This is a genomic window from Microbulbifer zhoushanensis, from assembly GCF_021729055.1.
GTDB classification, from domain to species: Bacteria; Pseudomonadota; Gammaproteobacteria; order Pseudomonadales; family Cellvibrionaceae; genus Microbulbifer; species Microbulbifer zhoushanensis.
Map to the genome: position 1 here is coordinate 196,932 of NZ_JAJSAO010000007.1, position 14,250 is coordinate 211,181.

Consider the following 14,250-nt stretch of genomic DNA (forward strand, 5'->3'; position numbering starts at 1 on the left):
GCAGGCCCGGCGCGGCAATATACCCTGGTTGCGGAATAGCAGATGTAGGTCGCAGGACGGGCGCGCCAGTCACCGGTGCCAGGCGGCGTGGCCTCGAATGCCATCCTATGATTCCTGCAACATTGTGTTTCCCCGATGCCCGGCTGCGGGAGGATTAAATGCATCGCTTCAGCCAGTTACTGCTGCTTTCCCTGTTGCTCACCGCTTGCGGTGGTGAAAACGAAAAGCCCGCACCGGAACCGGATGCAAGTGCCGGCGCGGAAAATGGTGAGGCGTCGGCAGGGCCAGAAGTCCCGGCTGGCCATGCGGAGACTGGAAGCACTGATACAGAGGCGGCAACCGGGGAAAGGGATGGCGATGCGGCTGCCGGCAATGTCACCGGCGACATAGCCACAGACGTCTATTTCGGGAACTTCCACGTCCACACCAGTTACTCATTTGATGCAGTAACCAATGGCGCCACCACCACCCCGGATGACGCCTACCGCTGGGCGAAGGGTGAGGCCATCTCCGCCGGGACACTGGGTGGCGAATTGCAGATCGAGCGGCCACTGGATTTCTACTCGGTATCCGACCACGCCGAGTACCTGGGCGTGTTCAAGAAGATGTACGACCCGGAGAGCCCGGCCAGCAAGCTGCCGATCGCGAAGGAAATTACCTCGGACGATACCAAAGTGGCATTCGATGCCTATGCCCGTGTGCTGGACTCGATGCAGCCGGGCAACTCGGACCCGGCCTTGTCGGATCCGTCGATTACCAAACCCATCTGGCAGGAAATGGTGGAGACTGCTGACAGGCACTACAAGCCGGGCAAGTTCACCACCTTCCCCGCCTTCGAGTGGACCTCGAACCCGGACAAGCTGAACCTGCACCGGGTGGTGGTATTCCGCACCTCCGAGGGTGTTCCGGATATGCCTTACTCGGCGCTGGACTCCGACGATCCCCGCGACCTGTGGAAATGGATGGCGAAGATGCGCGAGGGCGGCGCCACCCTGTTTGCCATTCCCCATAACGGCAATGCCAGTGACGGGCTGATGTTCCCGGTGGCGCTCGATGGCGAGCCACTGACGGCGGACTATATCGAGACCCGGGTCCGGAATGAGCCGGTATACGAGGTCTCGCAGATCAAGGGCACATCGGAAACCCATCCGGAGCTGGCGCCCAACGACGAATTCGCGGGTTTCGAGATCTGGGATTACACCCTCTCCTCCACCAGGGTGGAACGCCCCAAGAACAAGAAAGGCAGCTACGCCCGCCAGGCCTATCTCGATGGGCTGGCCATGGCCGCCAAGGGCAGGGGCAACCCCTATGTGTTCGGACTGATCGGCGACTCCGATACCCACAATTCCGCGGCCACCATAGAAGAGGACAACTACACCGGTAAATTTGGTATCGAGTCGAAAGCGGAACACCGGCTGGATGGCCCGGTACCTGGTGATGAGGTGAACAACCAGCGCGTGCGGGAATTCAGCTCAGGTGGCCTTGCCGCGGTGTGGGCGCCGGAAAATACACGGGAAGCCATCTGGGATGCAATCAAGCGCAAGGAAACCTACGCAACTTCCGGCACCCGGATGCAGGTGCGCTTCTTCGGTGGTTGGGATTACGACAAGGACAGTATGCAGGGCGACTGGGCCAGGGCTGCCTATGAAAAGGGCGTCCCCATGGGTGGCAACCTGGAGCCAGGCAGTGGCGACAGGAAACCGGTCTTCCTGGTGCAGGCGATGAAAGACAGCGCCGGGGCTAACCTGGACCGCATCCAGATCATCAAGGGCTGGGTGGACAAGGACGGCAAGCAGCACAAGAAAATTTACGATGTGGCGCTGTCCGGCGATCGCAAGCCCGGCAGTGATGGCAAGGTGCCGCCGGTGGGCAATACCGTCAATGTGGAAAAGGCAACCTACACCAACGATATCGGCTCCGGCCAGCTCTCCGCAGTATGGACGGACGAGGAATTCGACCCGGCACAACATGCTTTCTATTACGCCCGGGTAATCGAGATCCCCACACCGCGCTGGTCCACCTACGATGCCGCAAAGCTGGGGCGCGAACCGCCCGACAGCCTGCCGGAGACAATCCAGGAACGCGCCTGGACCTCGCCGATCTGGTATTCGCCGTAAGCAGGGTGGGCCGCTAGATTGTCTCTTGGGGCTGGATACTCCGTGAGGCCAGCGAGGTAAGGGTCTCCGGCAGGCGCGAATGAATCATCAACCCGCCAGCGGCCACGATGACGAGGGACGGCAAGCCGACGGCGAAGGTGCCGGACAGGGTCGAGTACTCCGTCAGCAGTTGCCCGACGCCAGCGGCCACCAGGCCGACATAGGACCAGCTCATAAAGTAGGCGTGAAGGTTCATCCACCCATTGGCCGGCCTGCGCAGGAAGGCCGGGATAAACCCGGCGCTGAGGGTGGCGAGGCTGATCCAGGCAAGAATATGGAAGGGGCCGGCGGTGCTTGAGTCCTCATACACCGACAGCGCGCTCAGGTTAGCCAGCAACAGGGAGGCGCAGTACAGGTAGCCCGGCCAACGATGCTTCCTCCCGCCTTTTTTCTGCAACAGCGCCGCCGCTCCAAATGCGAGACACGCGCAGGCGAGTACAAAGTGAATAGTGCCCAACATGATTCAGGTTCCCTCCCGGCCGGGCCAGCTTGTATGCACCGGCACCTATCCCTAGTTGTTTTCCAGCGCGTGAACCAGCGCCTGCTCCCTACTACCCCGTGGTTTTGCCCAGGCCCCGTGCCCGGATACCGCGCTACACAGTAAGTCGGATTTCCTGACCCCGGTCAAGCCGCCGTTCTCACCCGGGACCGGGCCGGTATCCACCATCCATGACCCGGCAGCCGCCCTTGGCGCAACCTGCCGCGCCTGATTTACAATGGCCTGCCGGTATTACCCGGCCCGGCGCCAAGACGCCGTGCAGCAGTCATATCCTGAATAGAGACCCAGTATGAGAATCCAGTACCCCGCCAGAATCCTGGCCGCCTTTGCCCTGGCCGCCTCCGTCCTGGCCCTGCTTGCGGGCTGCAGCAGGCCGGAGACCCCGCAGGAGGTCACCCAGGCTTTCTGGGGCGCGGCGGTGGATGGCGATGGCGGCGATGTGGCCCGCTATTCCACTCTGGGCCACCCGGACGCCTTTGACGGCTTCGCCCGCGACTGGGACGGCTACCGCCCGTCCTGGGGCAGGGTGATCATCGATGGCGACCAGGCCAGCGTGGTGTCGGAATTTGCCCGCCCCGATGGCGCGCGCGACAGCGAGCGCTCCTTTGTCACCTACCTGGTGCGCCGCGACGATACCTGGCTGGTGGACTACGACCGCACCGCCCGCAGCGTCAACGGCGGCCTGTTCGGCGACATGTTCAACCAGTTCGACCGCCTCAGCCGCGAGTTCTCGCGGCAGTTCGACCAATCGACCAAGGACGCCAATGCCGAGGTGGAGCGCATGCTGGAAGAACTGGAGGGCGCCGGCCAGGAGCTGGGCAAGCAGGCCTCCGAGGCGCTGGAACGCTACTCTGAGGAGCTGGACAAGGCCCTGCAGGAAATGGAGCAGTCCATCGAGCAATCGCTGGAGGAAGACCAGAACAGCCTGCCGGCGCCGGAACAGAAGCCCATGGATTCTGCAGCCGTTGGCCCGCTACAAGGTAAGAGCACGGTCTTCGAATGGAACCGGCTTCCTGCCTGATTGATATCTGGCCTGGTAATCCTTCCAACTAAATAGAGAGCCCCGCGGTGCACGGTGTACATGCACTGCGGCTGGCTGCTCATTCATGGAAATGTCACCTCGGCCCTGTAGGCCACCTGCGTCAATTGAGTTGCGTCTGCGGGGGGCGTTACTCGACCTTGAAGTCCGGTATACGAATGCTCTGCATCGCCAGGTGCACTTCACGCAAAAAGAACGCAAGCCCGGCAATCAGCGCCAGCATCGCGGCAGCAAACAAGGCTCCGACGACGCTACCCAGTGGTGCATCAATCATCACACCAACAAACAGCATCGCGATCACCACGCACAGCAAGAGGGCTGAAATCGTGGAGGCTGTAATGGCAACACTGGAGTAGTGTCTCCGGCGATCAAGGGCGCGAAGTTCTCCACCAATCGAGTCCGGCTTGATGAGCGAGAGGTCAATTTGACCTTCTGCCAGGGCCCTGCCGCGATCGATGATCCTGGCAAGGCGGCCAGTCATGACGGCGAGCATCCCGGCAATCCCGGTCAGCAGGAAAGCGGGCGCCAGTGCAAGCTGGATCGCGCTTGCACTGGCATTGAGGATTTCAGGGGTTGAAGCCATATTGCTAGCTCGTCACGAGGCACATATTTATTGGCGATAAAGTGCTTATCTTTCAGGTGCACACCCGGTCGCATTCTCGACCTGCTGCCCGGACGCTCAAGGCATTGGATAAATGGCACGGGTTTTCGCGATAGCGTACCGGACTTTTCCGCAGGTCTCCACCGGCCGGTTGATCGGATTATCAGGCGCGAAAACCAGCCAAAGATATTGGGCGGGTCACCAGCGATGAGTGACCAGGCCAAGCGCTATTCGTTGCAGCGGTAGCCGAACAGCTCGAGCCCCTTCTCAAGGTAATTAGCCAGCAACGGGTGGCCGACCAGGTACTCTGCGGTTTGCGGTGTCCAGTCATCGGCGGCCTGCGCCAGCGCATCCTGCCACTCCCCCAGGCTGTAATCCTCGCGGCCTATCCACAGTAGTGCGACCAGCTCCTGCTGCTGGTCCGGCTCAAGGTCCTCCACAATGGACTTGAACTCCTGGAAAGTCTTGTCGCCCCCGTGGCTGGCCAGGATCTGCCGTGCCCAGTCCCCACTGGCGTTGTCCGGCTCATCGGGAAAGCTTACCCCCTCCTGGGCATGAAATTCCTTCGCCAGGTCGATGAGGCGGCAGGTTGTGTCGAGGTTAAGACTGAGCATAGTGTTCTCCCTCAGGCAATTTGGTGCCATCGTAGCAGAGCCAATCGTCTGCATAGCTTTCCGGTTCTATATAGGTTAGGCGCTTTTAGTGAAGTCTGGATGTGGCTAGACGAAGAGACATAGAAGTCATGGAACTGCGAAGCGACGGAATGGCCGATCAAAACCGAAGGCGTGACAACAGCCGCCTGTATGTCGCTGCAGGCGGTGGTCAGAGCTCCATCATTGATTGAATATTGATGGAGGGCGTTGTGGCCACAGTATTCGCTAAGACGGTGTGCAGACGCTAGCATGAAGCTCGCCATTCGTTAATGGCAAAGTTGATTAGTTTGCTGACCCCTCGAGGGGCTCTCAGAACCCATCAAGGACGAGAAGCCGCAGACAGTCAGCGGCCCCGCCGTTGCTATGAGCAAGCCGAACCAAGCGATATTTACGATATATTTGCAATCAGCTCCAGTTCCCTACTCCTGCACCAAATATCCCTTAGACAGTAGATTTCTTGTCGGGCAATAACTATCCGTTGCGACGTACAATAGAAAGTTAACTATTGGTTCTGGAAGACTACTGATAGGCAGCAAACTTGACCGGCAGCCTCTCGGTCTACGGGCTCTGCGTTAACGCCTGAACTAACCCTCCAAACAGATACATAAGGATAATTTCTGAGCGCTATGAGTGCAGAAATGGCAAAGAAAATTTTCGGACCAAATGGGACGAAGATCGGACGAGAGTCGTCAATAAAGGAGGAAACTAAAGATTCAATTTCTATGAACGTAGCGTACGGGCGTGTGAGATTGTAGCCGATTACTCTCGTTTTTGAGGAATAGTCATATAGAGTTTTATTGGCCAATTCCACTGACTGATCAAATCGTTTGTCAATGCCATTTGGTTTGATGAGCCATGTTGATTTTGGTTCAATGTACTCTAAAGCTCCTAGAGCCTTTCCTTCTTCATAGCCCAGGCCAATAAAACATTCAGTGGGTAGGGCAGGGTCCCTAGGCCAGCCTGCAAACTCTGGGATCACTGGGCCTGCTTTGATGACAGGACCATCTTCTACTGGTGGCGTATAATTCGCAATCGAATAACAAATATTAACATTAATCGAAATGGTTTCTTCTTTTGAAAGCTGATAAAAAGCTTGCAGGAACGAAGCTATGTAAGCCCTATCAAAGCTAGAGATGTCAAGCAGCACAGAAAATTCTTTAGATTTTTTCTTGGCGAAAGTTCTAAATATATGATTCTCGATCTCGTCGTGCGGAATAGACAGGATTTCAATATCGTTTGAATTGTACCAGTCCTCATTGGATTTATAGCTAAGTACCTGACTGTGCGAAAATCTATATGAAATTTTTTTAGAGGGATTTTTTGCCATGAGTTTAGGCAAGTTGGTACATCTACTCTCGTAGCCAAGTGAAAAAATGCAAAAGTCATAATTTTTAGAAATGCACTCTTTGGTGTCGACTTGCTTTACTTGCACAGAGAGAGAGGTACTTTTATTCAAAGAGTGAAAGTTCATAATTTTGGCTCTCGGCTTCAAATATTTTTCTTAAAGTAACTTCTTTTAATAAGGTTAGTGGTAGGAAATACTTGGGTGCTAGTAGGTAAGAGAGCCGGAAACGCTGGTTTTCGAGATTTCCTAGGAAGACATCTGTCGAATCGCCGTATACATGAACAATCGCGCCGGCATTGAGGGCTGCTCCCAAGCTTTCTTGTATTTCCCTTGATGTAGACTTATCAACGACAAAAGAGCCGAAAGGCTGGTCCTTAAAATCATCAAGAATTACTGATTTTTTGAAAAAGTTACCTATCAAGGAAATGGTGAAGTCCAACCCTTGGGATTTTCTCTTGGTTTCATGGATGGGGCTTGGAATAGTTCTTAGGAGAGAGCTAAACCTTTCGATAGCCAAATTAATTTCTTGGAGCTGTTTTTCGGTCTTAATTTTACCATTTTCTTCATATTCATCTATTAGGGCAGTCATTACCCCAATTAAAAATCGAGGATTACCCTCTAGGATGTCGTACAGTGAGTCAGGACCTGAATAATAATAATGTAAAGACTTCAAGCTCTTTAATGCTGGCTTGTCTCCTTCATTTTGTGGTCTTCTTGCGTGATTTCGGATTCTTAAAATAGGAGAAACTTTTCTTACTATTTTATCTTTATCCTTGCTGGCTAATTTCTCGATCGATTCGGGGTCAATATTTCTCTTGTTTAGGTAATGCCTAAAAGATGGATCGTTTTTATATGCTTCCTGAAAAAGGGCCGCGTGTAATTTCAGTGGAGGCTTTCGGAAAATACTATCAGGATCCTCTAGATCTATTCCGCGTTCTTTTAGCATCGACTTTAAGAGAGATCGGGAAAACTTTCTATTGTTGGAGTTCTTCCTCGCATTCCATAAAAGTATTGTTTCGTAGTCGTTGCCGGGCATGGCAGAGAAGACGTCTTTTATGATGTTTCGCTCTTGCCCAAAAGGCGCAAGTGATAGTTTTAGGATTAGATTTTCATGAGAGCCCCTCAGGGCATCAATGAGTTTCTGAAGAATCGTTGGTGGAGCGAGCTCTAACTCGTCGAATAGAAATGCCCAGTTTTGTGTCCTTAGGTCGAAGTGGTTGTTGACTATATCTATTCCCGCATGAATAGCCTGAATTAGGTCTAAGTATAAGTATTCTCTTTCATCGCTTAATAGGTATTCACTGATTTTCTCTTTATCCATTCTCTTAATTTTGTTTGCAAAAAGAGGAATGTCGCTCTTTCGAATTGACAAAGAGGAGATAAGTGATTGTAGGCTGATGGATTTAGCTGGTGTTTTCCAGGCCTTAGAAAGTGCATCAATGAACTCCTCAGTGGGTGTGACGCTATTTTGAATAAGAACGAAGTCTATTGCGCACGCAAACTTATGTAGTGCATGAGTTGTGAATGTGCCTATAGCCAGATCTTCGCAAGCCTCTCTGGGGAGCTTATAGTCAAGTATGGCGTCTATTTGCTCTTTCCATACTCTATCTGTGGGAATGAATACCCCATTAAAATCAACCAGCTCTCTATACTTCTGTGCTTCAGGGTGTGGCCAGGCTGTAAGAGCTTCAGCTTGGAGCATTTTCAGTAGTGTGGTTTTGCCACTACCTCTGGGGCCAACAATTACGCTGTGGCGCCTACGAGCTAGTTTTTGAAAATTTTCTGAAGGAACAAAGGATTTTGCAACTTGCTCGGGCTCCAAGTTTTTTGCATTGAAGCTCTCATATATGCTTGGTGCCGTGTTCATTATGTTCTCTTTATTTTTGATATTTCCGTGATTTGCCCTGAGCTCGTGAAGACCTCAAAAGCTAAATTTTCTTCACTGATTTGTTTGAGCTTTTGAACCGCCATTGGGGTTAAGAATTGAAGCTGGGGTATAAGACAGACTATTTCATCTCGTGAATATGAAGATTTCCCGTTTAACTTTTCTTGCAGCTCTTTTAATAGTAGTTTTGGCGCCGCTTGGCACCCGAATCCGCCTTCATGGGGGATTCCAGACCGATCCGACGCTTTGAGCCAGCCTCTTCCGTGGGCCCAGTCCCACGTTTTAAATTTGCCCACGAGTCCGTAATTTTCAATCTCTTCGAGATTAAATTCGAGAAGGTAAACCTGATTGCTGGCAACTGTTCCCAGTTCTCCATTAGTGTCGCCCGAAAAGCTGCCGGCAGAGAATATAATGGGTGATTGTCCGTAAGAGCTTTGCCCGTAATAAATTTTGGGGAAGTGTTTGTGCCCATGGATGAGCATCCAGTCTCCAGTGGCTTCTTCAGATAACATTGCCATTAGACGAGATGCGCCTTCCATTGCGTCATAGTCTTCCACTTTTATTTCTTCATTTTTATGGAAATGATGATGGCAGAGTAAAATATTTATTGGTTTTTCTGGTAGTGAAGCTAGCTTATTTTTTATTTTATTTATGGTTATTTCGGTGACTCTCCCATAGAGATATTCATCGCTTATGCCATGATATGCAGAGCTATTTAAGGTGATTATTCTCGCATTGTCATGTTCAATGATGTCGAAATTCCACGCCCAAAAGTGAGAGTTTTCATCTCCAAAATCATACGGAAAAGGGGGGGTTAAAGATTGGAGAAACCCTTTGGGGTCGTATTTCAGATATTTTGACCTGGAATCGTGATCGTGATTGCCTGGGGTAACTATCAATGCTTGTGCTTTTGCTTTTTCCTTAAGTTCTTGAAGCTTGTCCCAAGTGTATTTGATTGTCAGGGGGTGGGCTCGAGTGCCTAGATCACCAGCGCATAATATGATGTCCGCTTCAATGCTTTCCTTTGACACCAGAGTAAATAAGCCCGCAAAAGGATTGTTATAGGTTTCTTCTGATTGGTCGATTTTTAAATGGCTCTCGCCGAGCTCCGGCAAGCTGCTCATTGTTGGGTGAATATCGCTGAGAACGATTATCTTTATCGCCTTTCCATGCGTCGACATTTTTATACCGTTATTTTCCGGTTCGATACTAGAATTTCACTGACTTTATTTCTGTGCTTCGAAAAACCCGCCACGTGTCTTTGAACCTTTATTACTTCAACATTCCAGTTTTCTCTGAAATATTCAATGTGATTAGGCTCTAAGCAATAGGAAAAGAGGAACGTGGCCCCGCTTCTGTTAATCTCGGCAAGTTGGCTAAGCATGTCTGGTAGGTCGGCATAGGTGAAAGATTTAGGGCCGTATTCGCCACGGTTCCTGCTATCTGCTTTAGCATATGGTGGGTCCAGGTATACAAAGTCACCTTTTTTAACTCGGGTAATAATAGTCTTATAATTACATGCTTTAAGTTCTGCGTCCCTCAGGGCTATGGAGCAGCGTAAAAAGTGCTTGGATTCTGGGAAGGCACCGGTTCGATTACCTTGCGGCACATTAAACTGTCCCTGTCTGTTGGTCCTGTAGACACCATTGAAACAGTGACGGTTAAGGTAAATAAACCTTGCAGCACGGTCAATCGGAGTAAGTGCTTCAGGGTTTTGCGCCCTAATTCGTAAATATTCTTCGTTCTCGGTTGAATACGATGAAGCCAGTCTGTGCAGTATTTTGGGGTGCTTTTTTAATTGAGCGTAGGTATGCATGAGCTCATTATTCAGGTCGCTCAATATCGCTTTCTGAGGTCGCAGGGCGAAAAATAGACATGCAGAACCGCAAAATGGCTCAACATAGCGATTTATATTATTTGGTATATTCTTGAGCAGAATTGGGAGCAATTTTTTTTTGCTGCCGGCCCACCTTAAAATTGGATTTGTCCAAATTTCGCTACTTTTTTTTATCGCTATATTTAGGTTGTCTGGCATTGGCTCCAGGGGGCCTCATTTTGCTCTTTTTCGATGCCCCTCCTTGAGCGGAGGTGGTACCCATAAATGTATTAGCTCAACAGCTGTAATATGCTCGTAGAAGCAATTAGGGATGATAATGCAATCTTGCTGTTGAGGCTATCGGCGTCGATTTTCAGCGCTTTATTTATCAACTGATAGTGTTATAGCAGTGGCTATTTACGGGTTATATGTGAGAGACGCGGCTTTCTGCCAGTCTACACACTTCTAAGCTCCGTAGTACAGAGTGGCCAATCGATGATTATCGAAAATCGCTTCGGGAAAATGGTGGGCCCTCCGGGACTTGAACCCAGGACCTGCCGATTATGAGTCGGATGCTCTAACCAACTGAGCTAAGGGCCCCCATGGAGTGCCTGCTGATGGGGCAGGCGGTCGGGAAAAGTACTCGATTTTCCCCGTTAAATCAACGGCTTTTGCCTGTCGCGCGGTGCTACCAGGCCCAGCTGAAGCCCAGGCCGGCGCGCAGGCCCTGCCAGTCGTGATCGTCCACCGAAGTGCGGTAACGGAGGTCGAGGGACAGGTCCCCCATGGCTAGGGTGAGCAGGCGTGTGCCCACACCCAGTTCCATCCAGCGGGCGCCGCGCTGGTGGCGCAGGTCTGCGGCGCTGGAGCTGTAGAGTTCGTCGTCGCCATCCAGGATCTGCCACAGGTTGGCATAGGCGAAGTGCGGGCGGTCGCTGCGGTAGGCGCGCACCCCCGCACGGAGTGCCAGCTCCGGGGTGACGTCGGAATCGACCGCGTAGCGGCCGGCGTCGATCACTGCCAGGTTGGTGTAGTTGGCCAGCAGCTGCAGCTGGGGCTCGATGCCGTAGCGCTCGGTCAGGGCAAGGTCGTAGCCGGCTTCCGCGGCCAGAGCGAGCTGCACGCCGTGGGTGTCGCCGCTGGCGCCGCGATAGGTGTCGGTCTGTACGCGCAGGTAGGCGACCTTGGCCTGCAGGTCCAGGTAGCGGCCGCTATTGCGCAGGTCGCTGAAGTAAGCGCCAACAAAATAGCTCTGCAGGTCGTTGGTGCCCACCTGGCCATTGCTGCCATCGCGGCGGCGGGCAAAGCTGTCGCCGCTGGCGAAACTGCTCCCGGCGCTGACCCCGGCCTGCTGGCTGCCGTTGCAGGTGGGGCCGGCGAAGAAGTCGTGGCTGGCGCGGAAGCCGGTCAGGGTGCCGTCAAAGCGGCTCGGGGCATCGCCGCGCCAGTCCAGTTCCAGCCCGCCGTGGTGCAGTTGCAGGCGGCTGTTGCTGTAGCCCATTGGTGCATTGCGCCATTCCTCCCGGCGTTGCTGGAAGCCGTCGAGCTGTTCGAGGGAGACCTGCTGGGCGAGTCGCTTGATCTGGGCGAACACGGCGAGCTCGCCACGATCGGCGGCCTGGGCGTGGGAGAGCGCGGGGGCGACGCAGAGCAGGGCGAGCAGCCCTATAGTCGCCAGAAACTTTGGTGCCATAAACCTTCCGTGGTTGATGCTTTATGGGCAGTGGGGAAAGTTTAGACGGGCGTACGAATTGTGGCGCGCGGTGGCGGAGATTTCCTGGCGCGGGGCAGGAGTGGTGCATGGGCGCGGCGAACGCCGCAGGAGGATCAGGTGACCCAGCGCGGCAGCAGGATGCACACCCAGGTGAATAGCCACATCAGCAGCGACAGGGATACCGCGGCCGAACCGGTGTCCTTGGCGATCTTTGACAGCGGGTGCTTTTCCGGGCCGATGCGGTCGATCGCGGCCTCCACGGCGCTGTTCAGCAGTTCCACGATCATCACCAGCAGGGTGACGCCGATCAGCAGGGCGCGCTCGATGCCTGTCTCGCCCAGCCACAGGGCCAGCGGGATCAGGAAGACGGCCAGGCTTACCTCCTGGCGGAAGGCGGCCTCGTTGCGCCAGGTGGCCAGCAACCCCTGCCAGGAGTAGTTGGTGGCATCGATCAGGCGCGGGATACCGGTCTTGCCCGGCTTGTTGACGAACTCTTCCTGCATTGCGGTTTCCCTCCGGCGTTCATTTCCTGTGGCGTTGGTATCGGTCAGGCGCGGTTTCCTGGCCACGACTGTGTAACCTGTTGGTAAAAAAAAGCCCGGCGGTGCCGGGCTTTGGGTGCTTATCCTTCGTCGAGGAAGCTTCGCAGGTGCTCCGAGCGCGACGGGTGTCGCAGCTTGCGGAGTGCCTTGGCCTCTATCTGGCGGATACGCTCGCGGGTCACGTCGAACTGCTTGCCCACTTCCTCGAGGGTGTGGTCAGTGTTCATGTCGATACCGAAGCGCATGCGCAGTACCTTGGCCTCGCGCGCGGTCAGGCCGCCGAGCACGGAGCGGGTGGCGTCGTGCAGGCCGGTCTGGGTGGCGGTATCCACCGGGGACGATTGGTTCTGGTCCTCGATGAAGTCCCCCAGGTGCGAATCCTCGTCGTCGCCGATGGGCGTCTCCATGGAGATCGGTTCCTTGGCGATCTTGAGTACCTTGCGGACCTTGTCCTCCGGCATTTCCATGCGCTCGCCCAGCTCTTCCGGGGTCGGCTCGCGGCCCATCTCCTGCAGCATCTGGCGGCTGATGCGATTGAGCTTGTTGATGGTCTCAATCATATGCACCGGGATACGGATGGTGCGCGCCTGGTCCGCGATGGAGCGGGTGATGGCCTGGCGGATCCACCAGGTGGCGTAGGTGGAGAACTTGTAACCGCGACGGTACTCGAACTTGTCCACCGCCTTCATCAGGCCGATGTTGCCCTCCTGGATCAGGTCCAGGAACTGCAGGCCACGGTTGGTGTACTTCTTGGCGATGGAGATCACCAGGCGCAGGTTGGCCTCGACCATTTCCTTCTTGGCGCGGCGGGAGCGGGCCTCGCCGATGGACATGCGGCGGTTGATCTCCTTGATCTGGCCGATCTCCAGCCCGGCCTGCTCGCGGCACTGGGCCAGTTTGCGCTGGCAGCGGATGATGTCTTCCGCCAGGTGGCGCAGGTTGTCGGAGTAGTCGCGCTTCTTCTTGACGATACCGGGGATCCAGTCCTCGTTGGTCTCGTTGCCCGGGAACTCCTTGATGAAGGTCTTGCGCGGCATCCGGGCTTTCTTGATGCACAGGTGCATGATGGCGCGCTCCTGCAGGCGCACCTCGTCGAGGATGCTGCGCACCTGCTGGTAGAGCGGGTCGAACTGGCGCGGGGCCAGCTTGAAGTAGCGGAACACCTCGCCCACGGCCTCCAGGGCCTCGCCGGCCTGCTTGGAGTCGCGGCCGTGCTTCTTGATGGCGGCGTCGGCCTTCTTCTGCGCGGCGATCAGCTTGTTCATGCGCTCGGCGAGTTCTTCCGGATCGATACCGCCGACGTTCTCTTCCTCTTCCTCGGAGGAATCGTCGTCGTCATCGTCGGAGTCGTCGTCATCGGACTTGTCGCTGCTCGGGGCGGGGGCGGCGGCCTGGCCGGTCTGGGCGCCCGGCGGGACCTCGTCGGCCGGGTCCAGCCAGCCGGCGATCACGTCCGGAATGCGGCGCTCGCCTTCCTCGATCAGCTTGTACTCGTCGATCACGTGCTGGACGGCACCGGGCCAGTAGGCCAGGGCTGCCATCAGTTCACGCAGGCCTTCCTCGATCCGCTTGGCGATGGCGATCTCGCCCTCGCGGGTGAGCAGCTCCACGGTACCCATCTCGCGCATATACATGCGCACCGGGTCGGTGGTGCGGCCCACGTCGGATTCCACCGCGGCCAGGGCGGCGGCGGCTTCGGCGGCGGCTATCTCATCGGCGGAGCTGTCGCCCTCGGCCATCAACAGTTCTTCGGCATCGGGTGCACTCTCGAACACCTTGATACCCATGTCGTTGATCATGCCGATGATGTCTTCCACCTGATCGGGATCGGAAATATCTTCCGGCAGGTGGTCGTTTACTTCTGCATAGGTCAGGTAGCCCTGCTCTTTACCGCGGGCGATCAGCTCCTTGATGCGGGAAGTCGTCTGCTGTTGGGTTTTGTCGGTCATGCACAACCCTGAAATCTTGGGGGTTAAAAAGTCGGGACAAAGACGCGGGAT

At 54.9% G+C, this 14,250-nt stretch carries 12 protein-coding genes and 1 tRNA gene; 2 read left to right on the plus strand and 11 right to left on the minus strand.

The window, feature by feature from the left end:
* The first annotated feature begins 158 nt into the window (after window positions 1-158).
* On the plus strand, window positions 159-2,117 hold the full coding sequence (locus LVD10_RS15545; RefSeq protein ID WP_237064225.1) for a DUF3604 domain-containing protein: 1,959 nt from the start codon (window positions 159-161) through the stop codon (window positions 2,115-2,117).
* Between the two features lie 13 nt (window positions 2,118-2,130).
* On the opposite strand, the gene LVD10_RS15550 is transcribed toward LVD10_RS15545, so the two are convergent.
* Entirely contained in the window at window positions 2,131-2,616 is a 486-nt protein-coding gene (locus LVD10_RS15550) for a DUF2306 domain-containing protein (RefSeq protein WP_237064226.1), read from the minus strand.
* Between the two features lie 328 nt (window positions 2,617-2,944).
* Between LVD10_RS15550 and LVD10_RS15555 the strand changes: the two genes are divergently transcribed.
* The gene (locus tag LVD10_RS15555; protein ID WP_237059388.1) at window positions 2,945-3,676 is read left to right on the plus strand and encodes a DNA recombination RmuC family protein; all 732 of its coding nucleotides are present in this window, start codon (window positions 2,945-2,947) and stop codon (window positions 3,674-3,676) included.
* A gap of 148 nt (window positions 3,677-3,824) precedes the next feature.
* Here the strand turns inward: LVD10_RS15555 and LVD10_RS15560 are convergent, their stop codons facing one another.
* The 10 genes from LVD10_RS15560 to rpoD form a co-directional block, all read right to left on the minus strand.
* Window positions 3,825-4,277 carry a DUF2721 domain-containing protein gene (locus LVD10_RS15560; RefSeq protein WP_237064227.1) on the minus strand — a complete coding sequence of 151 codons (453 nt, stop codon included), beginning with the start codon at window positions 4,275-4,277 and terminating at the stop codon, window positions 3,825-3,827.
* A gap of 245 nt (window positions 4,278-4,522) precedes the next feature.
* Window positions 4,523-4,909, minus strand: a complete 387-nt coding sequence (locus LVD10_RS15565) for a DUF3775 domain-containing protein (protein WP_237064228.1) — start codon at window positions 4,907-4,909, stop codon at window positions 4,523-4,525.
* A gap of 541 nt (window positions 4,910-5,450) precedes the next feature.
* Window positions 5,451-6,380, minus strand: coding sequence for a hypothetical protein (locus LVD10_RS15570; protein ID WP_237064229.1), 930 nt, complete (start codon window positions 6,378-6,380; stop codon window positions 5,451-5,453).
* Window positions 6,381-6,396: 16 nt separating this feature from the next.
* Window positions 6,397-8,160 (minus strand): ORC-CDC6 family AAA ATPase, encoded by a 1,764-nt coding sequence (locus LVD10_RS15575; RefSeq protein WP_237064230.1) that lies wholly within the window; start codon window positions 8,158-8,160, stop codon window positions 6,397-6,399.
* Window positions 8,160-9,359 carry a metallophosphoesterase family protein gene (locus LVD10_RS15580; protein ID WP_237064231.1) on the minus strand — a complete coding sequence of 400 codons (1,200 nt, stop codon included), beginning with the start codon at window positions 9,357-9,359 and terminating at the stop codon, window positions 8,160-8,162. Before LVD10_RS15580 ends, LVD10_RS15575 begins: the two co-directional genes overlap by 1 nt.
* Window positions 9,360-9,361: 2 nt before the next feature.
* Window positions 9,362-10,213, minus strand: coding sequence for a DNA adenine methylase (locus LVD10_RS15585; RefSeq protein WP_237064233.1), 852 nt, complete (start codon window positions 10,211-10,213; stop codon window positions 9,362-9,364).
* Between the two features lie 304 nt (window positions 10,214-10,517).
* A tRNA-Ile gene (locus tag LVD10_RS15590) sits at window positions 10,518-10,594 on the minus strand.
* 88 nt (window positions 10,595-10,682) lie between these two features.
* Complete coding sequence (locus LVD10_RS15595; RefSeq protein WP_237064235.1) at window positions 10,683-11,687, minus strand: autotransporter domain-containing protein; 1,005 nt, start codon at window positions 11,685-11,687, stop codon at window positions 10,683-10,685.
* A gap of 134 nt (window positions 11,688-11,821) precedes the next feature.
* Complete coding sequence (locus LVD10_RS15600; RefSeq protein ID WP_233006716.1) at window positions 11,822-12,211, minus strand: diacylglycerol kinase; 390 nt, start codon at window positions 12,209-12,211, stop codon at window positions 11,822-11,824.
* Window positions 12,212-12,330: 119 nt separating this feature from the next.
* On the minus strand, window positions 12,331-14,199 hold the full coding sequence (rpoD, locus tag LVD10_RS15605; RefSeq protein ID WP_232940799.1) for an RNA polymerase sigma factor RpoD: 1,869 nt from the start codon (window positions 14,197-14,199) through the stop codon (window positions 12,331-12,333).
* Window positions 14,200-14,250 lie beyond the last annotated feature (51 nt).

What these genes read in the sequence shown, in the direction of transcription:
- LVD10_RS15545 (WP_237064225.1), top strand. Translation starts at nt 159, where the DNA reads ATGCATCGCTTCAGCCAGTTACTGCTGCTTTCCCTGTTGCTCACCGCT.
- LVD10_RS15550 (WP_237064226.1), bottom strand. Translation starts at nt 2,616, where the DNA reads ATGTTGGGCACTATTCACTTTGTACTCGCCTGCGCGTGTCTCGCATTT.
- LVD10_RS15555 (WP_237059388.1), top strand. Translation starts at nt 2,945, where the DNA reads ATGAGAATCCAGTACCCCGCCAGAATCCTGGCCGCCTTTGCCCTGGCC.
- LVD10_RS15560 (WP_237064227.1), bottom strand. Translation starts at nt 4,277, where the DNA reads ATGGCTTCAACCCCTGAAATCCTCAATGCCAGTGCAAGCGCGATCCAG.
- LVD10_RS15565 (WP_237064228.1), bottom strand. Translation starts at nt 4,909, where the DNA reads ATGCTCAGTCTTAACCTCGACACAACCTGCCGCCTCATCGACCTGGCG.
- LVD10_RS15575 (WP_237064230.1), bottom strand. Translation starts at nt 8,160, where the DNA reads ATGAACACGGCACCAAGCATATATGAGAGCTTCAATGCAAAAAACTTG.
- LVD10_RS15580 (WP_237064231.1), bottom strand. Translation starts at nt 9,359, where the DNA reads ATGTCGACGCATGGAAAGGCGATAAAGATAATCGTTCTCAGCGATATT.
- LVD10_RS15585 (WP_237064233.1), bottom strand. Translation starts at nt 10,213, where the DNA reads ATGCCAGACAACCTAAATATAGCGATAAAAAAAAGTAGCGAAATTTGG.
- LVD10_RS15595 (WP_237064235.1), bottom strand. Translation starts at nt 11,687, where the DNA reads ATGGCACCAAAGTTTCTGGCGACTATAGGGCTGCTCGCCCTGCTCTGC.
- LVD10_RS15600 (WP_233006716.1), bottom strand. Translation starts at nt 12,211, where the DNA reads ATGCAGGAAGAGTTCGTCAACAAGCCGGGCAAGACCGGTATCCCGCGC.
- rpoD (WP_232940799.1), bottom strand. Translation starts at nt 14,199, where the DNA reads ATGACCGACAAAACCCAACAGCAGACGACTTCCCGCATCAAGGAGCTG.